We start from the raw sequence: 22,817 nt of genomic DNA, 5'->3' as shown, positions 1-22,817 counted from the left end.
ATGGTCACATTCTCTGCTCTCCTCCACACTGATCTCGGGAAGCTGCAGGCTGCAGCGGACGAGTGGAAGTTGCTCCCGAAGAAGTACCAGGGTCTGCAGGAGCTCTTCGAGGCTCGTGTCGCCAAGCCTGTGAAGTCCGGGTGGTCGGGCAACGCAGCTGAGGAAGCGCAAAAGTCCCTCGCCAAGATCAAGCAGCAGTACCAAGGGGCGGCGGTAGAGGCACAAGCCACCGCGACGCTGCTTCGCGATGTACATGCGGAACTCAGTAGTGCGCAGAAAAAGCTTCGCCGGATCATCGATGAGGAAGCGCCGTCGGAGCACCTCGAGGTGCTGGGAGACGGGACAGTTATCGATGTGAAAGAGCTGCCGGATGACTATTTGGGCCCTTCCTACATGAGGCCTGACCAAAAAGAGCGCGACGCGGCGGTCGATAAGATGAAGCACCGCATCGCGAAGGTCCTGCGGGAAGCCACTGAAGCAGACGAAGCTGCGAACTGGGCGATGCGCCAGGACCCCAATGGCAAGAACAACGACTCGTTCAACAAGAAGATCTACACGTCCTTGGACGCGGCGCGGGGAGCTCAGAAGGACTACGCCGAGGCACTCAGGCTCGCCAAGAAGGACGGAGGGGAACTGTCCAACGACGAGCTGGCTCGCCTGGGAAGCATCCTTTCGAAGCGCAAGAACGACATGGTCTTCGCCGAGAAGTTTGCTCTGTCCATGGGCCCGAAGGGAGCATTGGAGTTCTGGCGTGAGGCGTCCGGGCCGGCTTCCGGTGAGAGGGGTCTGGAACGTAACGCCGCTCTCAAGAAGTTGCAGTCGGGGCTTGGTGCCACGTTCGGCATGGCCACCCAGAGCGACAGCGTCGCGATGGACGGCTGGAAAGAGAAGATGCTGGCGCTCGGACCCCAAACGATCCACCCGGACAGCGGTCTAAGCGCCAAGGGCTACCAGCTGATGAGCAGTCTCATGCGAAGCGGTAACTATGACACCGACTTCCTTCACCACTACGGCCGAGATCTCATCAACTACGAGAAGAATGCAAGCAACCATTCGACGACGCCGAAGCTTTTGTGGGCTCCGGACGCCACGATGCCAATGATCGACTACATCGGAGGCCGTCCGGGCGCCGACCCCATGACGGGCTACATGGATGCCCTGAGCAAGAATCCTGAAGCCGCCACCGGCTTCCTCGATCCGGGGGACGATCTACACAAGAACGGCAATCTGAAGTATCTCGTGGATGACCGGGAATGGGTGGAAGACGGTTTCGACAAGAAGACCGGTCAGGGTTCGTTGGCGCTGGCCATCGAAGCCGGCTCCACCGGGCATCAGCCGGGGCAAGAAGACGCGGTCCGTGAGCACACTGAGTCGCAAGCCAGGATCATGCGCGACAGCATCAAAATGCTCGACGGAGGCCCGACGAACGAGACCCTGCCGGAAGGGATGCATCGTCCGATCGCCAATGCTCTGGGCGACTACGTTTCCGACACGCAGGACATGCTTTCGAGCTTCAATGACGAATCAGCGGGTCACTCTGGTGAGAATGCATCGGGGGTGTGGACGGACAAGAAGACCGGACAGGTGCGCATGGCTGTTGATCCAGGGTCGTTGATCCGGGTGATGCGTGGGGCGTCGGATGATCCTCAGGCGTATCACGTGATCCAGGAGGCGCAAACCGCTCACACGGCTCAGCAGTTGGCGGATATCCCTCTAGGGACGAACGCAGAGACGGCCAAGAAGTTGATGGCTGATTCCGTCGTGGCAACGGGAGCCATCGATGCTATCCAAGGCGACGTCATCCTCGATCGCGAGAAGGATGGGCTCTCCGACCATAAGTGGTGGATAGGAAAGGCCGGATATCATGGCGTCGCTGGAATTGTCACCAAAGTCCCTGTCGTTGGCGACGTCGCGGTGCGCCTCACTGATGCGGGTGCTACCGCGTGGCAAGAGCATATGGATTCCGTAACCCATAAGCACACGGCAGAGGAGATCGCGGAGAACACACTTACCGGAAACGCAGCCAAGGGCGGAAAAGCCAGTGTCAACGCGATGGTTGCCAAACTGTACGAGGCGCGAGGAATTGGCGCTGATGAGCCGGACGCGAACTGGGCCCAGAATGAGTTGCGAAGCACTTACGAGAATGGTCGTACCGATGTGCAAGATGCGCTTGGCACCGGAAAGAACAATAACTGATCATGGTTGACGCCACGGAGAAGCGCCGTATCGGTGACCCAGATCCTCGCATCACCCGCCGCGAACGCAAGCGATGGTTGTTCGCTATGGTGATCGTCCTCGTAGTGGTAGTGCCCAGCATCTTCTATTTCACTGGGGCGTATGATCGTTGGCAAGATGGCAGGAGTCTGGCCAATGCTTGCAGGGGAAGCGTTGACACCGCGGAGGCCAAGAAACTGCTCGGGGCTGACCGTCTACGCGGGCATGATATTCAAGTAGATCAGGGAGCTATTCCGCGTGCAGGTCGGCTGCACAAGTGCAACTTCAGTGATCCCGATGGCGACGCATGGCTGTCAGTCGCAATGGACTGGAGCTCCGATGCGGCGGGGTCTCTTCACGACTTCGGTGGCTTTGAGCCGTATGGTGATGTGGGAATGGCAATTCCTCTCGGCCATGGGTGGGAAGGCGTGATGGACGAGGGGCGCTTGGGTAAGGACCTCGTCGCCACTGTCACCATGCCCTGCGCAAATCGTCGTAGCGACCCGCAGCGTTCCTCCTTGATCGTCACGGTGCAAGGGGAGGCCATGCGATCAGTGGAGGGGGCCACCCAGCGCGCTCGTTTTGCCCGCACGACAGTGAAGACGGCACAGAACGCAGCCAAGGCATGGGGATGTGCCGCCCGGCCTGGGGGAGCGATCGGTCGGGTGCCGAACAACACTGCGCATGTGAAAGTGCCGCAGGGTGAGGCCCGCGGAACTTGTGCGGGCATCGCGACCATTGTCCGTGAGAGCGCCACGGACTCAAAGGCGCCAATCGAGAACTGCTACCTTGTCTCGGACTCAGACACCTCCCAATATCGTGTCAGCGCTTTCTACGGCCCGTTCGCCAAGGCGTTGCCAGACCAGCTGGGATATGCGGACGAGTTCGACCCGGGGAAGCCTGCCGGCCGTAAGGGAAGTGGTTTGTGGGCTTCGGCCGAGTGCCCTTCCAGCGGACGGGCGTTGTACATCGCGACGGGGCTAGCCGACACGGATGATCGCTTCGATCCGGACGGCACTCTGGAAAAGTCCGCACTGAAGACGTTCGCCACTCGGTCCGCCAAGCGCCATGGCTGCACTGATCTCAAATTGCCGTGACGGCGCCGCCTAGCAAGGTGACCGTCTCCCTGCCTCACCAGGCAGGGAGACGGTCGTTAGCTGTTCGCTCACCCAAGTGCGGGTAGGTTCTCTGCCGATGCCAGACAGGTCGGGCCCGTGATCCCGCGTTTCGTGTTCAGCCACGTCAACGTCACTTTCAGGACAGATGCGCGGAGTCTAGGCATCGGCCAAGATGCTGGTTGACCTGATGTTCTGATGGCGGGTTAGATGAGTCTGCTCTGTGTGTGGTGTCAGCGCCAGACACAGTTCTCAGTGCAACACCCGGGGGGTTACAGATGGCCGAGGAATACCGAGTTGATCTGAGCGCGCTGCAACAAGTCATCACGCGGCTCAACTCGCTTGCGGACACCATGGATGGGATCGGGGCCACGGCAGAGTATAAGACCGAGTTGCCGGAGGGGTACCTCGGCCGGGGCTTCACCCAGGAGGCCGGGATCCGGATCGCCCACGACAATATGAAGCGGTCCATCGCCGACATGGTCGCCGAGTTGAAGTCGATGATCCGCGAAGTCAGCGAAAACACAAGGGTCGTTGAAGTTGGCTACCACAGTCGTGAGGATGAGATCCGCGAATCCATGGGCTGAGGGGTAATTGCCTACAGCTTGCGCACGCGAGTCGGCACAACGGGAGGAATGAAAGATGGGCCGCGGGGGCGGGGAGACCAACTTTTCAAGCCATACGCTTGAATCGCTGAAGGCCATGGTGCGTGACGCGCAGCCGGACAAGGTCGATGAAATCGCCGACCACTGGATGTACGTACATGACCAGCTGGCCGGCGACGCGCCGGATGGCTGCGTACGAGATCTGCTGGACAAGGCTGTGGCAGATGTCCTGGAGTACTGGCACGGGGCCGCCGCGGATGCTTTCGCCAAGCGGGCGAGAACCTTGAGCAAGAGCCTGAAGAACGGCTCACTGTATGCGAAGAATACGTCACACATCCTGAAGGGCGCGGCCAGCGATCTGCGAGAGGCCAAGCGGTCAGTCACCCAGCTGCAGGACACCGAGAGCGAGAAAAAAGGCGGAAACATCGTCACGGCAACGTTCTCGGCTATCGGGGATGGCGTGGACAAGGTAGGGGACGACTGGTTCGGCGGCGGCCGCGACGACAGCGGGCTGAATCGCGATATTTCCAAGGGAATGAGCGCTGATGAGGCGCGGGCGAAGCATGCCGACTCACTGTCGCGTGGTCGGGAGATCGCCTTGCAGGCAGCCTCCCACATGGAGAAGCTCGGTGCCTCGTACAACGAAAAGGCCAGTCTGTTGGCGGACGCGCCTGCCGTCATCGACAAGCGCAAACGTGTCTCTTCCCCGTCCACTCTTGTCCCGCTGCCCACCGTGCCGTCGGCTAGTGCCTCTCAGTATGCGGCGGGACCACGGAAAGCCAGCACGAGTTCATCAGCTGGAGGCCGCGGTGCCGCAGGCGGAGCCACGGCGCCGGGAGCCTTGAGTTCACCGAACGCGACGCAGACGGGCGGGAGGGCTGATCAAGGCACCTCCCAAGGTGAGACGCATCAGCCAATGCCGAAAGAGCCGCGTGCTGCTACCGCGTTGGACGGCGTGCGTGGTGGCCTGCGCACCCCCACGGCCCCTCCTGCCACAGGTCCAGGTGGACCGGTGGTCGGTGGAACCCCCAACAATCCCGGCGCGGGGCCTGGCGTGCCAGGTGTACCTCCGGGCGGCTGGCCCACGGTCGGTGGGCGTGGCCCGAGTGGCGGGAGAGTTTCGCGTCCCGCCACGCCTGGCGTCGGGAACACGCCTCCTGGAGGTCGTGGGGCCTCGAGGGGGCTCGGTGCTCCGGGTGCCCCTGGACAACAAGGCCAGGCCGGGCGTCCACCGATCGGTGGCGCCGTCGGGCCGGGTGGCTCTGGGAAAGCCGGCAGCCGCGGGCGTCAGGGAGGGCTAGCGCGACGCCCCGGTGGTGTTGTTGGAGAGCCGGCCAATCCTGGAACCGGACGGGGTGCTCAGGGCGGCTCTGGGCTGCATCGCAGTCGTGGCGGCTCCCTGCAGAACGGTTCGGGGGGCGCCTCTCGTGCTCGAGGCCCGATGGGCGTGCCGCCCGTTGGACGGTCCGGGCGGGACGACAGGGAGCGGCGAGGGTCTTCACGTCCCGATTACTTGATCGAGGACGAGGAAACCTGGGCACCACAGCGTGACGTAGTGCCGGGAGTCGTCGGGGTGTCGGACTCTGAGGAGTCCGGTGATACTGACGTGCCGGAAGAGCGTAACCGTGAGGCAGGGCCGGAGAGTTCGGCAGGAAGCGGCAGGGCGTGACGTTCAATCGATGGATGAGAGCGGCAGGTGGAGTCGCGCTCCTTTGCGTGGTCAGCATCGTGCCTGCGGGGTCTCCAGCTGCGGCGGATTCCATTCGCGATCACCAGTGGCCCTTGTCGTCCCTCGATGCGGATGGGATGGCGAAGGTCTCGACAGGCCGGGGGGTGACCGTCGCCGTCGTCGACACCGGCGTCGACGGCACTCATCCCGATCTCAAAGGCAATGTGCTACCAGGTAAGAACTTCCTGAAAGACCAGGGGCGGCGTGCCGACCGTGAATCCGAGAGTTCCCATGGCACCGGAATGGCCTCTCTGATTGCAGGCCATGGCCATGGCCCAGGAGGTACGGGAGGCATCAAGGGGCTGGCCCCTGCAGCGAAGATCCTGCCCCTGCGTGTCACAACGGACGACAGCCACGCAGTTGGAGCTGCAGGCCGGGGCGCTCCCCTCTCGCGAGCTATCCGCTATGCGGCTGACCATGGGGCGTCAGTGATCAATCTTTCCGTGTCCTCTTCCTTCGATATCCCGGGTTTGGAGGACGCTGTCGAGTATGCGCGGCAGAAGGACGCCGTGGTGGTCGCCGGCTCCGGGAATAACGGCGTGGAAACGCCCTACTTTCCCGCGAGTTATCCCGGGGTGATCGCGGTGGGTGCTGTCGATTCATCAGGCAAGACCTGGCAGATGTCCAACTCTGGGCCACACATCCTCCTTTCGGCTCCCGGAGTGGACGTGTACAGCGCGAGCTCGGACCACCAGTACGACGTGGGTACGGGCACATCTGACGCCACCGCCTACGTTTCAGCCGCTGCTGCCCTTCTTCGCTCGAAGTTCCCGAATCTCACCGCGGGACAGATCGCCAACCGTCTCGTGAAGACAGCGGAGTTGCCCGCGTCGATGAAGGGGGCGAAGCTCCCCGACAAGCGCTACGGCTATGGCATCATCCGCCCGTATCGTGCCCTGACCGAAGACATCCCCGTCGGCTCGAAGAACGGCCCACTGCCCTCCCCGCCAGCACCCACATCACCTGCCCCTACGTACTCGCCCAGTCCCAACGCGTCATCTGGCAAGGGCCTTTCGGCATACGTCATCTTGGGTTTCGTCGGTGTAGCGGCGCTTGGGCTCCTGACAGTGTTGACAGTGGTCATTGTCAGGCGCAGGCGCCCCGTCGTTCCGCCGCCGTCACCGTTCGGCGACCAGCCGCCCGGTCCTCCATTCCGGCAGTAAACGGGAACCGTTGGCAACCGTCACCATCAAGCGCCCTCCTCGCGCAACACCCCCTGAATACTCCAAGGGGGAGCTGCAGCTGAAGGGGCCGCCCACGCTGCCCGAGCGCAAGGCCGAGCCTGTTCTCCTGATGCTGCTGCCCATGATGGGCATGGGCAGCAGCGCGGCCTATTTCTTCTGGCCCGGCTCACCGCCGTTCATGAAAGTCATGGGAGCCATCACGGCCGTCTCCGCTGTAGCCATGGGGCTGGGGCAGATTGTGCGCTCTCGTCGAGGTCCGGCAGTGGGCATGCATCATGCGCGTCAGGACTACCTGAAGTACCTGGCGCGTACCCGCGAAGAGGTGCGTAATACGGCGCGCTCGCAGCGCCTGGCCGAATGCCGTGTATTCCCCGAGCCGGGACAGCTGTGGGCGGTGGTCGCGGAACGCAAGCGGCTGTGGGAGCGGCGTCCAGGCGATGATGACTTCGGCCAAGTGCGTGTTGGGCTGGGGCCGCAGACCTTGGCGACTCGCCTCGTGGTGCCGCAGGCGGAGCCCGCAGAGGAGTGGGAGCCGCTCTCCGCAGATGCGCTGCGGCGATTCGTTGAGGCGTACGAGTGCCTTGAAGGGCTTCCCCTGGCGCTGTCTCTGCGGGCGTTCCCGCGGTTGACGATCCGGGGCGATGCCGACACGGTCCAGGGCACTGCTCGGGCGGTGGTTTGCCAGCTGGCGGCGCTGCACTCGCCGGACGACGTGTGGATCGCGGTCGTCACGGCTCCGGGGGCGGTACCGGAGTGGGACTGGATCAAGTGGCTGCCGCACGCGCGCCCAGCCGCGCACGGTAGCGCCGGCGGCCGGGGCGGTTCCCGACTGCTGATCTATTCCTCGCTCGGCGCCCTCGAAGAGGGGCTCCCCGAGGATCTCTCCAGGCGCCCCTCCTGGGAACCGGACGCCCAGCCTCTGCTCGACCGACCGCACGTAGTGATCCTTCTGGATCCCGATCCCGCGACGACGCTTCTCTGGCCGTTCGACCGGGACGGATTTCTGGGCGTGACTGTCATCGAGCTCGAGTCGAGCATCGGCTCCGAGCAGCAGCGCCGCGTGCGCGGAGGCGGGCCCCATGGACGGGATCGTCGACCGGGTCTGGCTGTTCAACCGAATGCCCTCAGCCTGGTCTCCAACTCCGGCTCCGTCTACACGGGCATTCCGGATGCCCTGACCGCAGTAGAGGCCACGGCCGTCGCGCGTGCCCTCTCCCCTCTGCGGACCAGCGACGACGAGGACGAAGACCCGCTGTTGGGCAGTCTCGGTTTTACCGACCTGATGGGTATCGACGACCCGACAACCTTCGATCCCCCCTCGGCGCAGCCAGCTTCGCAAGACCGCTTGCGCGTACCGATCGGAGTCGACGCAGAGGGCAAACCCGTTGTCCTCGACCTCAAGGAAGCGTCCCAAGGCGGAATGGGCCCGCACGGTCTCTGCGTCGGCGCCACGGGATCCGGCAAGTCCGAGCTGCTGCGCACGCTGGTCCTCGGGCTCGCTACCACCCACAGCTCCGAGACGCTGAATTTCATCCTGGCCGACTTCAAGGGCGGAGCGGCATTCGCCGGCCTGGCCGATCTGCCGCATGTGGCCGCGTTCATCAGCAATCTCGCCGAAGACCTCACCCTCGTTGACCGCATGCAGGACGCTCTTGCCGGCGAACTTCTCCGCCGTCAGGAACTGTTGCGCTCCAGTGGAAACTTCGCCAATATCGGCGCCTACGAGAGGGCGCGGACAGCAGGCGCACCGCTTCAGCCGCTGCCCACCCTGCTGATCATCCTGGATGAGTTCAGCGAACTGCTCACGGCCAGACCCGAATTCATCGACATGTTCCTGCAGATCGGACGCATCGGACGCTCGCTCGGTGTGCATCTGCTGCTTGCCTCACAGCGGGTGGACGAAGGCCGCCTGCGGGGCCTGGACACCTACCTTTCCTACCGGCTGGTGATGCGGACCTTTTCTGCAGAAGAGTCCCGGATCGCACTCGGCGCACCGGACGCATACCACTTGCCCAACGTCCCTGGGGCCGGCCTCCTGAGCCACGGGACGGAAGCCCCGACGCAATTCAAGGCCGCATACGTCTCCGGCCCGTACCGAGCCCCGCGGGCCACGGTCGCCGGGCATCGGGCCGACGTTTCACCGATGCTCTTCACCGCCGAGTCCGCCCTGGCCGATCTCGACTCAGCTGTCCCTGGCCAAGAGGCACCCCCGGAAGAGGGTGACGCGACCGGCCCTTCCGTACTGGATGTTCTGGTGGAACGGCTCCAGGACCAGGGGCCACCGGCACAGCAGGTCTGGCTGCCCCCGCTGGAGGATTCCCCTTCCCTTGGAGACCTGCTTCCCCCGCTTACGTCCACATCCGCACGGGGCCTGCAACCTGCCGAATGGCGGGAGATGTCATTGGTCGTTCCGATCGGCATCGCCGACATTCCGTTCGAGCAGCGCCGGGAAATCCTCAGCCTCGACCTTTCCGGTGCGCAGGGTCATGTCGCAGTCGTCGGCGGTCCGCGTTCGGGGAAGTCCACCCTGCTCCGCACCCTCGTCACGACCGTTGTTCTGACCCACACCTCCCGCGAAGTGCAGTTCTACTGCCTGGACCTCGAGGGCGGCGGCCTCTCGTCCCTCGCCGATCTGCCGCATGTCGGGGGTGTCGCTACCCGGCTGGACGCGGCCAAGGTACGCCGGACCATCGCCGAGATACGGGGGATCCTCGACGAGCGGGAGGAGTTCTTCCGGGCCCACCACATCGACTCCATCCGGACCTACCGCGGGCGCCGGGCCGTGGGACATTACCCCGACCACCTCTGGGGGGACGTCTTCCTGGTGATCGATGGCTGGGGCACCTTCAAACGGGAGCACGAGCAGCTGATCCCCGACGTCGAGGCCATGGCCACTCGGGGCCTTGCCTTCGGTGTCCATCTCATCCTTGCCGCCGGCCGGTACAACGAGATGCGTCCCGCCTTGAAGGACCAACTCGGCACCCGGCTGGAACTCCGGATGGCCGATCCCCTGGATTCCGACCACGACCGCAAACGCGCCCGCAACGTCCCCGCATCCCGGCCCGGCCACGGCCTAGCTCGGGGTGGACTGCATTACGTTGCCGCACTTCCCCATGCCGATGGCCTCGACGCCGTGCAAGATCTTTCGGATGGTGCTCCAAGCTCCGCCGATTTGGTCGCGGCCATCGCGTCCAGCTGGTCCGGCCCCGTGTGCCCGCCAGTGCGCATGCTCCCGGACCGCCTGCACGCCGATGCCCTTCCCAAGGCAAGCGAAACACCCGATCTGGGCTTCGCCGTGGGCTTCGACGAATCCGCCCTCGCCCCGGTCTACGTCAGCTTCGACACCGATCCACTCCTTGTCATCTACGGCGACAGCGAGTCCGGGAAGAGCGCGCTTATTCGACTGCTCGCCCGGCAGCTCGCCGAACGGCATCAGCCCCATGAAGCCCTGGCGATCGTCGGCGACTACCGACGCGCACTACACGGCCAACTCCCCCCGGACCACGTGCTGCACTACGCTCCCGCCTCGGCATCCCTCGAAGAGGGTCTCAAGCGCCTCGTCCCGCTCCTTCAAGCGCGGATGCCATCTGCGGAGGTAACCGCCGAGCAGATGCGCGCCCGCAGCTGGTGGCACGGCCCTGAGATCTTCGTCATCATCGACGACTACGACCTCGTCGCACTGCCATCCGGCAACCCCCTCGAAGCCCTGGCCGAACATCTCCCCTACGCCCGCGACATCGGTCTTCGCGTGATCGTCGCCCGTAGCACCGCCGGCGCAGCCCGCACCTCCTTCGACCCGGTCACCCGACGGCTCAAAGAACTCGGAGCAACGGGCATCATCCTGTCGGGAGACCCTGACGAAGGGCCTCTGATAGGCACCACCAAGGCTCAGCCCATGCCACCTGGGCGGGCCCAACTGATCACGCCCCGGCAACGGCCCCGCATCATCCAAATCGGCTGGTACGCCCCCAACTGAGCCAGCGATGTCAGCCGGTCACCGATGTTCTGGTGGCTGGCGCGGCGCAGGCCTTCCCGAACCGCACCCGTACGACAGCGACCTTCACCGACTCGTCCCGCACACCTACCAACTCGCGGACGCTCCAGCGGCAACCCGGGGACCTCGAAAGCGTCGGCGTCTGAGACCAGATTCTGGACCAACTCCAGCGCACCCCGCTCCCGCGGGACAAGGCGATGACCAGCGCAACAAAAGGCTGGACACCGCCAGCCGCTCCTGTTACGGCTGGTTGGAGAGAGACATGGAGACGATGCGGATGCTCAACGAGAACCTTCAGGCCCCGAGAACCGCTCTGCCGGAGACGGCATCCGGCGATGACCCGCTGCTGCGGCTCCAGCAGGAGATGCAGCCCTCCGGCGGGAACATCGGTCTGCGCGCCACCACACACCCCGAGGAAATCCGTATCACCGGGATCACCGTCATGTGCTCCCAGTGCGGCGCACGGCGCGACTGGATGGTGATCTGCCACCGCAATGAGATAAGCATCCGCTGCCGCTGCGCGCACCAGTGGGTCGAGCGCGAGCTGACCCGCGCTGACTACCTGGCGATGATCGGCGAAGGCATCGGCCAGGACTTCCCGAGCCTGGAGGACGCAGCCCAGGCCGCGGGGTACGACGGCACACTGGCTGGCACCTATTTCGCGGAGCCCCGCCCGGAGTGAGGGCTCATTGTCGAGCCGACGTGGGCGGTGTCTATTCTGGGCGCTCCCAATGCTGCAAGCTGGCACGGTCCCTCTGACGGGTAGCACAGTCCATGTGCCTCTGGTGTGGCGACGGGGTGCGAATATCCAGGTAGAGGGAGTACTGGTGGGTGATCCGGCCGACGACCGGTTCCTTGAAAGCGATCTAGTTCGCTTCCTCGTGAAACTCGTGTCCGCACTGGGCACCGGCACGGTACGTACAGAGGCACGTGACGCCCGCAACATGGTGGTCGATCTCGTTGTCGAGGAGCCCGGTCGGGTAACGCTCGTTGAGGTCAAGAAGCCCGTCCCTCAGACACCATCCAGACTGGATGGCATTGCTGCTCAGCTCGGGCACTATGCCCAGGCGGCTCGTGCACAGTGGGGCAAAGGCAGAGAGCTCAAGCTTGTCTTGGCTATCCCCGGCACCCTCGCACCGGACGGGATGCAGTTCCTTGCCGACAAAGGCATCGAGGTGTGGGACGGCCCCTGGATGGCCGCGCAGGCAACCCGGGCTGGCATGGCCGAAGAGGCGGCCTGTTTCGTCAGCGCGGAGTCATTTGCCGAGACCCCCGTGAGCGAGGAGCAGGGCTTTGCGGAACAACTGCGATCCCTGCCAGCGGGCAAGGCTCACTGGGCCGCCTATCAGCGGCTGTGCAAGGACATCCTGGACTACCTTTTCTGCCCGCCCCTGTCGCCCTCCGTCTCGGAGATCAGCGACGGGGCCGCGGTTAACCGAAGAGACCTTATCTACCCAAATTACGCCGACTCCGGGTTCTGGCATTTCATGCGGCGCGAATACCGCGCGGACTACGTGGTCGTTGATGCGAAGAACTATGTCGGTCCGGTCAAGAAGCCGCAGGTGCTGCAGATGGCCAATTACTTGACTCGGCACGGAACCGGGCTCTTCGGAGTAATCGTATGCCGCAAGGGGGCGGATCGGGGCGCTGCCTACACGCTCAGGGAGCAGTGGGTTCTCCATGACAAGTTGATCGTCATACTGGATGATCGAAATGTCCTTCAGATGCTCAACACTCGCCTTGGCGGTAACACTCCGGACGAGGTAGTCCGACAGAAGATCGAGGACTTCCGGCTGAAGATCTGAACGCACGCCCCGCACTGCGGGATGATGATTGCTCACGGTACCGCTTCCCCGGTATGGAGGTCACCGCCCCAGACCGCCTGCCGGCCAGCGCCTACCTGGCACGGTGAACCGGGATTGGATAGAACACTGTGCTGGTGGACTGGGCCAGTCGCAGTGGGCAAACAGTGTTAATACCCCCGTTTTCCGCTTGGCCATGGTCGATCGCGGCGCCCCAAGAGGCCAGAAGGCGGCGCTGGTGCTGGAAGGGCGACAAGTTTTCCGGACTTTAGAGAGCAATAGCCGGTCCATGTCAGATCCCACTCTCCAACATCGATGGCGTGTACGCGCCAGAGAAGTGTCCAGCCGCCCTCTGTGAGTTTGTGGATGGTCGAGGAATCCATCAACAATGCGCGTGGGCCTCCGCTGTCAAACCCGGGGTCTGTCAGGACGAGCTGGTCTGCGCCTGGGGCGATGAAGTCGAGTCGGCGACCGCTCCACTGAAGGCCGAGGCTGTCTACCAGCTGGCGCGTGGGAACTGCATGCTCGCACGGGAGGGCGAACCCGCCACGGATTGGCGGAGCTGCAGAGGTCGAGGGGTAGTCCAACGTCGCAGGAAAACAGAAGGCCCCAGTCACTCCCTGGGCGTTGGTGAACTCTGGTCTGCGGTAGTACTCGGCAATGTATGCCTCGCCAGGCCATGAGTAGTGGAGCGTGCTGTGGTAACGCTCCTGGCGCAGACGGCGCAGAGCCTCCTCTTCGTGCCCACTGCGTACGACGAAGGCATCGATCTCGACAAACGGGTGGATTGGCTGACGTCTTCTTGCTGGCGACGCAGAGCGCCAAATGTCCATCACGGAAGTGGTCCACCTCGGTGCCCGTAGCGCTGGCAGGTCGTCGGTTTCAGCATCGTCGAGGGCGTCGCTCGGGAGGTGGAAGTGCCCGTGGAGAATGAACCATGTTTGTCCGTTCCGGTCTCGTACCACGGGAACTTGTGTGACAGGGACAGGTGGCTGAAGTGGGGGGCCAGTGAATTCTTCCGCGGTGAATGGAACACCCCACCAGTCCCCATGCTTGAGCTGAGTATTGCGACGGGATTGCCAAGCCGCTCCGATAGTTGGATCTGTTCCTCGCTGGTGGTAACGGGCGGCTCCCCATTCACCGGGAGCAGGAGGGCCGGCGGCCTGGCTATGGTGGTACGCCTCTTCGGCGTACCACTCTTGTAGTGCTGATATCAGTGGTTTGGTACGTGCTACCTCGGAAGCCCAACTCTCTCGTTCCGCTACACGAATTTTCCGACGCAAGTGGACCCTCTCTCGTGGCGCCAGCGCACGATACCTGCGCATCACCCACGTCAACCTGGGAACCGGTGACTCTTCCTGGAAAGGACACCAGGAAAGGAGATTGTGCAGTTGGCGGAGCTGCCGCTGGGAAACTGGGAACGGGAATGTACGGGGACGACGCAGCTGGTGGACGGGGAAGGCTGTGGCGGAACTCGGGTGCAGAATCTCGTGCACGGCAGCAACCGCGTCCTGGATCCTCAGGTGGGGACGGCGCTGACAGCGGTTGATCAGTTCGTCCCAGCGAGGGTCAGGTAGTAGGTGCGCAGTGCGGGCGAGAGCGCCATAGGCAGCGAGCCAGCATGCCTCCGCGATCAGGGCATCCTCGTGATCGCCGAATCGGTGGACGTGTTCGTAAGCGATGTCTGGACGGCTTATCCAAAGATCAGCTGTCGTACGGATGCAGGCATCGCGTAGCCCCTCGTAGGGAACGGCACTGAGCCAGATCAACAGGTTGGTGACCTCGCGGACAACCTGATCCGTATGGTCTTGCGTGGTGGCCGCCCAGTGAATGAGCCGGCGCAGGAGCCGTAGGCCGTCGGAGTCATCCAGTAGTTCCAGCACTGGACGCACGAACTGGCGCGCCAGGCGGGTGCGGCCCCAGTTGGACAGATGCTCGTTGAGAAACGCGGTGCCGAGCGGGTGACCGTCGTGCGTCGTGTTCACGAAGACCGAGTACCACGCCCAGGGCGCGGTGCTGGGGTCTTGAATCCGCCGAAGAACGAAACGGTGAGCCGCCTCTCTTACAAGTTTGGGATTCCGGCCTTCCAACGATCTCAGGATCGCGAAAGCGACCTCAGGTGGGACCCGTCGGGGCAGGTAGTCGGTGAATTCCCGCCCGGGATGGACCTGTGGGGTAGCGCCTGCCATCGCGTTGAGCAGCCGCGCGGCGCGATTGGCATCGTCTCCGTCTCCGCTCAACTCCTTCAAGAGCGGGGTCACCTTCCGCGACGGACGCCGCAGACGGAGCAAGTTCGACGCCCGGATGTGTTCGGCGAACCGTTGCACCGCGAACCTGACGCGGGTGGTGTCGGGATCGAGAGCGAGCATGCCGGCTTGCTGCATCCATGCCAGCAGCGGTGCTGGGTCAGCCAGCTCCGGGGCCGCGGTGATGCTCTCACAAGCTGACCGGTATTCAAGCGACTCGTGTTCACCCAATGCTTGGCTGAGTAGCTCGCATGCACGTGTGATCAGCGGAGGTGCAGTCAGCTCTTCTTCAATGCCTAGGTGCTCTGCGTAGTCCGCATTGAGGGTCCGGAGCCATGTTTCAAACAGCTCGCCGATGGAGGGGACCGCGATCGGGCCGCGCTCCGGAGCCGGCGTCCGGTGGAGACAGTGGGCGAGTACTGCCATCAGCAAGGGGCGCCTCAACTCCGAGGTGTCGGGTGGGAGCAGCAGTGGCGGGAGATCGTAGATGTCCTGGTAGGTCTTCCAGGCTATTTGTGGATCTTCTACGCCGGCGTTCCACAGGAAGCCGTACGGGCGATCACGCACCATGTCGATAGCGCGCTCCGGCGCGGGTGGGCGAGTGTCCATGCGAGTGGTTGCGATGAGCGTGACCAGCGGATACTCCTGGACCAGGGCAGCCAACGAAGCGAACGCGATGCGCTTGTCCCCACGCAGACTCCTGATCTCGTTGAGGGCATCGATGGCGAGGACTGCGCGCTGTCCCGTGATCAACGCGTTCATCTCAAGTGCCGCAAGCAGATCTCGAACCGAGTGGTCGTGCGTGCCTGGGGCCGCGCGGCTCGGGAGCTGGTCGTCCCACGTCATATTTGGGTCGAACTCGTGCCCGCATACGAGTGCCGTGGGGGCACCATTCGCGACCCTGGTCTCGACCCAGCTACCTAGCCCGTACGACTTGCCTGTGCCCCAACCGCCTCCTATGAGCAGAGCGCCAGTGGTGCGGGCGCCGAGTGCAGGATCCCCACAAAGGTCCGACAGGAGGCGTGCGGAATCGAGCAAGTCCGTCAGAGCGGCGAGCAAACGACCTGCCGCGCCACGATGTTGAACCGTCATGGATTCGCTCGGGCCAGACTCGCGAAGAGCGGAAAGGACCGCGTCATGGAATCGGAGCATTTCCCCGACCAACATGCCTGCCGAATCGAGCGTCTTAATTATCCCTCGGCGCACTTGACACGGGTCAGTGAATGTCTCGTCCTCAAGCAGACACGCAGTAGCATCGAGGTTGGTGGCACACGCAGCACGCTGCTTCGCTGAATCAGCCCACCATTGCGTGGCCTCAGCCATCTCGGCGGCCGTTTCCACTGGCAAGCCTTTAGTCGCGGGTAGCCAGTCTGCCCAGAGGCGAAGTTCTCGTGCTGCCTCTGTCATACGAACAGCCACGGGGTGGGGATCGTCTACCTCCTCCAAGGTGCGCGAGAGAACTGTCTGAAGGGTTGGAGCTGGAGCCTGCAGCTTCGGCCGTCGGCGAGCGCCCTCGGCTGCGGAGGAAGAGTGCCGGTGGATATCCGTCAACCGCGCGAAGTTGGCATCAAAATAGGCCGGGATCACCTCTGGCGCATGCTTGATGGCAATCTTTTCGATGTCGCTCTTCGTGTAGGCGTAGAACGACATCGGCGTACTGCGATGGCGAGCGATCAAGGCATTCCAGCGCGTCTTCGCTTCCTGCCACCGCTTAATATCGTGTTTCCCGCGGCCACCTGCTGTGAAGTCCTGGGGGACGAAAACCAGCAGAACACTGAGATCGGGATGCTGCGTGAGAGCGGCCTCCACAGACTTGTCGACATCGCGTAGGGCCGAGGCGACTGACGCATGATACTTCGCCTGGATGCCTACCAGGCGTCCGTCAGTCAACCGTGTGCATGCTTCCAGCCCTCCGTCTGGTGGTCGAAGCGCATGGCTGGTGCCGTCCTCAATCGGACCGAAGTCTTCCGCCAGTACGGCAGGAAAAAGATGCACACAGAGACGTTCGAATAGTCGGGAGCGGTCCATCCCGAGGTCGCCGCGGAGCCGGTCGAGATCTACTCCCATCCTCATGCCACCCAAAGGTAGCCCGCCCCTCTGACACCCGGTCCACGTCAACGGCATACCGTTGTCCACAGCTTTCGATAGATGCCGACCAACCTGCTTGCATCCAGGTTGGCAAGTGGTGGGGATGGACTGGCTCGGTGCTGCATGGCGCGAAGGCATGGTCGCTTTGACGACTTCGGTCAGTGATTCAGCGGCGGCCGAGGCGGAGCGAGAACCCGACAGCGCCCTCCAGACAGTGGGGGACCGGCCCTCGGGACGGTGTCCTTATAAGCCGAGAAGGGCTGCCCGGCTTGGGGCAGCCCTGATTTTCTCGGGTCGAGTGGATAGCCGTCAGGCGGATGCCAGGTGGTTGGCGAGGTGCAAGGCATCGGTGGCTACGGTCAGTGCGGCGTGAAGGCCGGTGACCTCGTAGAGCGTGGGGTGGACGATCGGGGTCCAGTCGCCGTGGAGGCTGGGCCAGGTGGCGAGTACGACGGTGGTCGTGGCCAGCCCGAGGAGGGCGGTGACGTCCATGCCGCCGCCGTGGCCGGGCTTCCAGCTCAGCAGGATGGCACCGGGCCGGAGCGGTTCGGGTTCCGGGGCGGTGTCGTCCCACACAACACGGATCGGTTCGGTGGGCTGGTGGGGGACGGAGCGCAAGAGGGCACCGCGTGCCGACGGGGGCATGGGGCGGCGGGCCAGATCGCTGAGGTCCAGGTACGGGTCGGGGTCGATCGCCTTCGCCGAGAGACGCGTAGGGGCGCGGTAGGTCACACGTCCGCCCAGCCCAGCTCGGTGCGAACCTCGGGCGGCAGTACGCCCTTCTGGCCGTTTTCGGCGAGGTACACGGCGCCGTTCGGGCCGGGGATTTCGACGATGCGGCCGATGTAGTGGGAGTGGGGCCAGTCGGGGTTGATGGCGAGGTAGGCGGGCAGGTCGGGAGCGACGGCCTGGAGCTGGTGGATCAGTTGGCGGACGGTGATCTGGTGCGACAAGGCGTCCTCCTGGACGAAGAGTGGGCGGGAATGGGGAGCGAGTGAAGCGTGCAAGGGGCTGGTCAGACCTCTGCGTCGAATTGCAGTAGCTCGCGTAGTACGGCCAGGCCGTTTGACGGGGGGCGGGTCGCGGCGGGAGCTGGTCGGCGCGGTGCCGTTTGCCCTGCTCGGCGGCGTAGGACTTGGTGGACGAGGGACCGCTGGTCCACTGCTTGCAGCTGTACGTCGCGAGGAATCGCTCCCGTCCGGTACATCCCTCGGTGAGTGGTGTATCGCCGGTGGTGTGCCGATGTTTGGAGGGGCAGATGGTGCCGTCGGCGTGATACGCGGTCACGGTGATCGAGTGGCGAGGTATGCGGGACCTCCTGGTCAGATGCAGGCGTAGTAGCGGCTGGGGAGGGAGATGAGGGCGGCGAGGAACCCGGCGACGGCCTGCGCCGGGGTGTCCGGACCGAAGCTCTGGTGCCAGGCGGCTGCACCGCCAGTTCCCTTGACGTTGATGTGCCACAGCTCGCCGCGCGCCGCTGCGGGCCTTTCGGGGAGGAACCCCACGTACACGCGTCGGTCGGGGCTGGAGCAGTGGACGTTGCTGTCCAGGTCGGAGATGACGTCCCACCCCTGGTCCTTGAGGAGGTCGGTCACGGGTCCTACGCAGTGGCAGCCGAGCAGCCGCTCACGTTCGCCGAGGGTGGCGAACGGAAGCGCGGCGGGAGCTTGGAACGGGGCGGTAGCGCTGAGCGTCACGAGTAGCAATCCCTTCGTTGACCTGCGGTTTTTCGCGGCTTCCGTACGTTGACATGGTCTGGGAGGGGGTCTCCAGTCCTGTCCGGCGGTGTGCGTCTGCCGTCGGCGAACTGGCAAGCGAACCGGGTCGCCCATGTCCGCGCATGGGGGAATGAATCGGTCGCCCCAGGAGCTGTTGCGGGGGCGACCGATCGCTGTGGGAGGTTGGGTTGGAGAGCCAGGAGATCCGTACGTACGACGAGGCGGTCGACGATGTGCAGGCCGCGTCGCTGGGCCGGGCCCGTATGGCCGACGGCAGACGAATCGAGCTGACCGTGGACGAGCTGGCGCAGCTCGTCGGCGCCGAAGCCACGGGCGAGCATGACACGGGCCGGCACGGTGCGGCCGATGCCGTCTAACGACGGGGCGAGCGCACCTCGTTACGTGTTCCGGCACTCGTTGTGTGGCCGGCGTTCTGAGTGTCGGTGGGCGGTGCTGGTGTCGACGCGGATGAACGTGCGCGCGCTGCCTCGGCGCGCACGGCCGCAGAGCGGTCCAGGGACCGTGTGAGTCCTTGGGCAAGGTGCCCTTCGGGGTAGGCGTCGATGATGGAGCGGATGGCGTGAAGGCGGGCCTGGTTCGCAGCGTGGGCCTGCCGCAGCTCGGCCGATGAGGAGCTGAGCTGCTGGAGATCGTGGTGGAGCGGGAGATGACCCCGGCGGGTGAGGCTGTGTATCCGTTCCCGGTGCACGGCGACGTCGCTGTAGTCGATGACGAGCGCCGTGCGGATCCGTAGTACTGCTACGAGTGCCGGGTCGTGGGTGCTGCCTTCGCGAAGGTAGTGGTACAGCTCGTCCACGGGGTGTCCCCAGGCGGCGCTGATCAGGGCATCGGCGGCGGTGAGGTCGGATGTGTCAGGCACGGATGGCTCCCGAAGTGGTGATGGATGGCTGATCAGCGAGATCGGCGGTGGCTGTCCTCGCCCGGACGAGGCGTGGAGGCGGGCGGAGAAGTTGGGGTTGGCCTAGCCGGAGCGGGTTTGTGTGGCGAGCGCGAAACGGCAGCGAGGGAACGCGGGTTGGGGACGTGCTCGTAGTGGTTCGCGAAGCGTTCGGCGGCTCGTTCGACGAGGGCCTGCTGCACTTCGAGTGGCTGAGCGTCGACCGCTGTGATCATGCGCGGCGTTGCCGGGGAGAACATAGAGGGCGTGTGGAGGCCGGCAGTGTCGGCGACGAGCCGCAGGGCGTCTGCCTCGATCAACGGAGCCCAGGACGGATGGAGTTCGGTCAGGTCGCAGACGACCTCGCCGCCGCCGACGAGCGCATCGGAGAAGTTCAGTTCCAAGTCGTCCATGAGCAAGGGCAAGGAGTCGAGCAGGGCCTGCACGGCAGCACGTAGGCGGTAACCGAGAGCGTCGTCCACGGCCCAGGGGCCGGAGTCCGGCGTCCTGTGCGTATGGCTGTCCGGAGCGTTCGAGAGGTCGGGGTGCGGCATGGGAGGGCCTTCCGAGGCGGCGGCGGTGGTCATCGGCGGCGGGCGGCATGTGTCGGCAGTGCGGGGCTCGGCCCGCGGGCGGCCATCGCCATCGCCGGGGCGCGGCTGAGGGCGCGATGGCCGGCGGATCGGGCACGGGCTGCCGTTGCGCGGCGGACGTCGAGCGGAGTCGGTACCGGTGGGGGCACCGGCGTCACGCGGGCCGCGGCGAGGTTGCGCTTTGGTATCTCGGCCCCATACCGGGGCACCGGGGTGGGGTCGGCGAGGGCGGTAGCGGTGGCGGCGATCAGGTGCGAGGGAGTGTGGGTGGTGAACGTCGCATGCCAGCTGGAGCGGTAGCCGTCGCGTCCGCCACTGGCACTCCAGCGGTACTGGTAGCCGGACAGCTCAGCCTGATGATCCAGCGTCCCTCGGACATGGTTCATTTCCGCCAGGCCGTCGGGTGCGACGGAGACGCTGAGGTGAGGACCTTTGTCGGTGCGCCAGCCGGCATCGACGAGCGGCTGGAAGCCTCGGTCCCTGCCGGTGCCGCCGTAGAGGTAGGTGTCGTGGCCTTGCGCGTAGTCATGGGCGAGGGCCGTGGTGAAGGCGGTGACGAGTTCCGTGGGCGTGCTGTTGTCGAAGGTGGCCAGCCAGCGGGGCGGGCCGAACGGGTCGGAGTGCACCGCGATCTTCCACAGCGTGGTGTCTTCGCCTTCGGGGAGGTAGCCGAGCCGGATGCGCTGTTCGGGCGAGCTGACGAAGACGTTCGCCAGTTCATCGTGCTGGAGGTGGAACCCCTGGTTGAGCAGCGGCTGGAGGGCGGGGTCACCGGTGAAGGTGTTGCCGGCGAGGTAGACCGGGGAGACGTAGAAGTCCCCGTCAGAAGCGTGGGCGGGCATGGGGAGATCGGATCTCCGGGTGAGGTGTGGGTGTCAGCGCTGACGGCGCGAGCCAGCGATGACGGGCGTGACGGGAGCGGATGCGGCTGGTGCAGGCTGGACTTGGTGCACCGCGTTGGTGCGTGAACTGCGCGCCAGTGCTGCCGTGCTGCGTGAAGTCGCCTGGTCGGGGCGCAGGGGCTGGGGCTCGACCAGTGAGCGGTGGCGGTCGGGAATGAGGAAGGCAGCGCGGACGACGGGCCTTGGGTCGGTCAGGGCGTCGGCCGTGGCGGTAATGAGGTGCTCGGGGGTGTAGCCGCTGAAGTACGCCTGCCAGCTCGGCGTGGCGATGGGGTCGGGACCGGCGGACATCCGCCAGGTTGACTTCTTCGGATCGAGAAGCTCGTCGTACTCGTGGAGCCAGCCGCCGCGTATCCGGTAGGCGGCGTGACCGTCGGGCGAAACCGTACGGAAGGGCCGCGTGCCGCGGACGGCCTCCCACTGATGGCTGGAGAGCACGGTGGCGGGCGTGTGCCCGGTGTAGTGCGTGCCGCCGCTGAGGTAGTCGGCGAAGTTGTTCGGCAGCCCTGCGACGAGCGTGTCCGTGAACGCCGCCACGATCTCTCGGGGGGTGTCGCGGTCGAAGGTGGTGATCCAGTCCGGTACGCCTAGCGGGTCCTCGGCGTACGAGATCGTCCAGCCGCCGTAGTGGCTCTCCATCGCGTTGGCGATGCGTACACGCTGGCAGGGGCTGGTGTAGTACGTGTCGCTGCCGAAGGCCACGACCTTGGTCCAGCCTGCCGCGGAATCAAGGATGTTAAAGACGGCTTCGCCGGTGCCAGGGCCGGCGAGGTAGACGGGGGCGACCAGGACGTCGACGTCCGGGTCGAGGGCGTCGGGGTCGGTGGTGGACATAAGCAACAGCTCCGGGGGGTGGTGCACGGGCGCCTGCGCGGCTCGCACTGGAACGTGCGCGGGCGCCGGTGTGGCGGCGGGGTCTGACGGTGGGCATGTGGATCACCTGGCCCGTGAGGGGTGGGAGAGCTCCGTGACGTGTGCCGGGACACGTGGCTGGGGCGCTGGGGCGTGGGAGAACAACCCCGGGGAGCCTGAGGGGGTTCGTCGTACGGCCGCGTTGGCCCTGGTCGTGCTGGCCGTTGCCAGTGTTGTGGGCTTGTGCTGCACGGCGTCGGATGAGGCCATCGACTCGAAGGCGGACAGTTCCGCGTAGACAGGCTCGAGTGCCTGGGCTGCCGGAGTCAGGGTGTACGCGGCACGGAAGGAGGGGCCGGTGCGGGTCAGGAGCTGATCATCCTGGAGCTGCTGGAGGCGGTAGTAGAAGGAGCCCGTGGCGAGCCCCGATGCTTTGTGCAGATCGCCGTGCGCAAGGGGGCCGTGCTCCGAGAGGGCGTGGAGGACGTCGACCGCCCCCTTGCCGTGCAGCCGGCGCAGGGCGTCCTCGGCCCTCTCCGCCTCGGCGACCGCCGGGCCGCTTTCACCGGAGTGTGAGCGGTGCCAGGAAGCGAGCGTGCGGTGCACGCTGTGCGCGTTCCGACCCGAGGGGGAGACCTCGTAGACCCCGTAGTCCGGTCGGTCCAGCAGACCGTTGGTGTGCATTCGCCGCAGGACCTGCTGCGTGTTCTGGGTGCTGAGCCACGGCAGTGCCGCGGCGATCTTCGTGAAGCGCATCTGGCCGTGCTGCGTGACGGTCTGGAGCGTCCAGGTCGTCCAGCGGGGAGCGAGGCGGTCGATCGCCTGGCTGACGAGCGCGGCGTCGTGCGCCGATATGCGGTGGGCGGGCATGTCCAGT

At 65.0% G+C, this 22,817-nt stretch carries 17 protein-coding genes; 8 read left to right on the top strand and 9 right to left on the bottom strand.

Annotated elements, in window-relative coordinates; genetic code table 11:
* The 7 genes from ACFW5B_RS17930 (at nt 1) to ACFW5B_RS17900 (ending at nt 12,646) form a co-directional block, all read left to right on the top strand.
* The gene (locus ACFW5B_RS17930; RefSeq protein WP_386439968.1) at nt 1–2,196 is read left to right on the top strand and encodes a hypothetical protein; all 2,196 of its coding nucleotides are present in this window, start codon (nt 1–3) and stop codon (nt 2,194–2,196) included.
* A 2-nt stretch (nt 2,197–2,198) separates the two neighbouring features.
* Nucleotides 2,199–3,311 carry a hypothetical protein gene (locus tag ACFW5B_RS17925; RefSeq protein ID WP_386439966.1) on the top strand — a complete coding sequence of 371 codons (1,113 nt, stop codon included), beginning with the start codon at nt 2,199–2,201 and terminating at the stop codon, nt 3,309–3,311.
* 296 nt (nt 3,312–3,607) lie between these two features.
* Nucleotides 3,608–3,916: a hypothetical protein gene (locus ACFW5B_RS17920; protein WP_386439964.1), complete on the top strand. Its 309-nt coding sequence runs from the start codon at nt 3,608–3,610 to the stop codon at nt 3,914–3,916.
* Between the two features lie 1,734 nt (nt 3,917–5,650).
* Nucleotides 5,651–6,826: a type VII secretion-associated serine protease mycosin gene (gene mycP / locus ACFW5B_RS17915; RefSeq protein WP_386439962.1), complete on the top strand. Its 1,176-nt coding sequence runs from the start codon at nt 5,651–5,653 to the stop codon at nt 6,824–6,826.
* Nucleotides 6,827–6,836: 10 nt separating this feature from the next.
* Complete coding sequence (eccCa, locus tag ACFW5B_RS17910; RefSeq protein ID WP_386439960.1) at nt 6,837–10,823, top strand: type VII secretion protein EccCa; 3,987 nt, start codon at nt 6,837–6,839, stop codon at nt 10,821–10,823.
* Nucleotides 10,824–11,103: 280 nt separating this feature from the next.
* Nucleotides 11,104–11,523, top strand: coding sequence for a hypothetical protein (locus ACFW5B_RS17905; protein WP_386439958.1), 420 nt, complete (start codon nt 11,104–11,106; stop codon nt 11,521–11,523).
* 145 nt (nt 11,524–11,668) lie between these two features.
* Entirely contained in the window at nt 11,669–12,646 is a 978-nt protein-coding gene (locus ACFW5B_RS17900; RefSeq protein WP_386439956.1) for a hypothetical protein, read from the top strand.
* Nucleotides 12,647–12,813: 167 nt separating this feature from the next.
* Here ACFW5B_RS17900 and ACFW5B_RS17895 read toward each other — a convergent pair whose 3' ends face one another.
* From ACFW5B_RS17895 to ACFW5B_RS17880, 4 genes are all read right to left on the bottom strand, one after another.
* The gene (locus ACFW5B_RS17895; RefSeq protein ID WP_386439955.1) at nt 12,814–16,962 is read right to left on the bottom strand and encodes a hypothetical protein; all 4,149 of its coding nucleotides are present in this window, start codon (nt 16,960–16,962) and stop codon (nt 12,814–12,816) included.
* 324 nt (nt 16,963–17,286) lie between these two features.
* Nucleotides 17,287–17,709 (bottom strand): esterase, encoded by a 423-nt coding sequence (locus tag ACFW5B_RS17890; protein ID WP_386439953.1) that lies wholly within the window; start codon nt 17,707–17,709, stop codon nt 17,287–17,289.
* Nucleotides 17,706–17,930 carry a hypothetical protein gene (locus ACFW5B_RS17885; RefSeq protein ID WP_386439952.1) on the bottom strand — a complete coding sequence of 75 codons (225 nt, stop codon included), beginning with the start codon at nt 17,928–17,930 and terminating at the stop codon, nt 17,706–17,708. Before ACFW5B_RS17885 ends, ACFW5B_RS17890 begins: the two co-directional genes overlap by 4 nt.
* Before the next feature lie 369 nt (nt 17,931–18,299).
* Complete coding sequence (locus tag ACFW5B_RS17880; protein ID WP_386439950.1) at nt 18,300–18,674, bottom strand: DUF317 domain-containing protein; 375 nt, start codon at nt 18,672–18,674, stop codon at nt 18,300–18,302.
* Between the two features lie 209 nt (nt 18,675–18,883).
* Between ACFW5B_RS17880 and ACFW5B_RS17875 the strand changes: the two genes are divergently transcribed.
* The gene (locus ACFW5B_RS17875; protein WP_386439948.1) at nt 18,884–19,072 is read left to right on the top strand and encodes a hypothetical protein; all 189 of its coding nucleotides are present in this window, start codon (nt 18,884–18,886) and stop codon (nt 19,070–19,072) included.
* Here the strand turns inward: ACFW5B_RS17875 and ACFW5B_RS17870 are convergent.
* The 5 genes from ACFW5B_RS17870 to ACFW5B_RS17850 all read right to left on the bottom strand — a co-directional run bounded on the left by ACFW5B_RS17870 (nt 19,069) and on the right by ACFW5B_RS17850 (nt 22,810).
* Complete coding sequence (locus ACFW5B_RS17870; protein WP_386439946.1) at nt 19,069–19,575, bottom strand: hypothetical protein; 507 nt, start codon at nt 19,573–19,575, stop codon at nt 19,069–19,071. The two genes, ACFW5B_RS17875 and ACFW5B_RS17870, sit on opposite strands and share 4 nt — an antisense overlap.
* Nucleotides 19,576–19,607: 32 nt before the next feature.
* Nucleotides 19,608–20,147, bottom strand: a complete 540-nt coding sequence (locus ACFW5B_RS17865) for a hypothetical protein (RefSeq protein WP_386439944.1) — start codon at nt 20,145–20,147, stop codon at nt 19,608–19,610.
* Between the two features lie 29 nt (nt 20,148–20,176).
* The gene (locus ACFW5B_RS17860; protein WP_386439943.1) at nt 20,177–21,028 is read right to left on the bottom strand and encodes a DUF317 domain-containing protein; all 852 of its coding nucleotides are present in this window, start codon (nt 21,026–21,028) and stop codon (nt 20,177–20,179) included.
* 33 nt (nt 21,029–21,061) lie between these two features.
* The gene (locus tag ACFW5B_RS17855) at nt 21,062–21,922 is read right to left on the bottom strand and encodes a DUF317 domain-containing protein (protein WP_386439942.1); all 861 of its coding nucleotides are present in this window, start codon (nt 21,920–21,922) and stop codon (nt 21,062–21,064) included.
* A 102-nt stretch (nt 21,923–22,024) separates the two neighbouring features.
* Nucleotides 22,025–22,810, bottom strand: coding sequence for a winged helix-turn-helix transcriptional regulator (locus tag ACFW5B_RS17850; RefSeq protein WP_386439940.1), 786 nt, complete (start codon nt 22,808–22,810; stop codon nt 22,025–22,027).
* Nucleotides 22,811–22,817: the final 7 nt, after the last annotated feature.

Origin of the sequence: Streptomyces sp. NPDC058773, from assembly GCF_042746015.1 — a bacterium.
Taxonomy (GTDB): domain Bacteria; phylum Actinomycetota; class Actinomycetes; order Streptomycetales; family Streptomycetaceae; genus Streptomyces.
The sequence above is the reverse complement of the archived record's forward strand: the minus strand, read 5'-3'. Positions and strand labels throughout refer to the sequence as shown.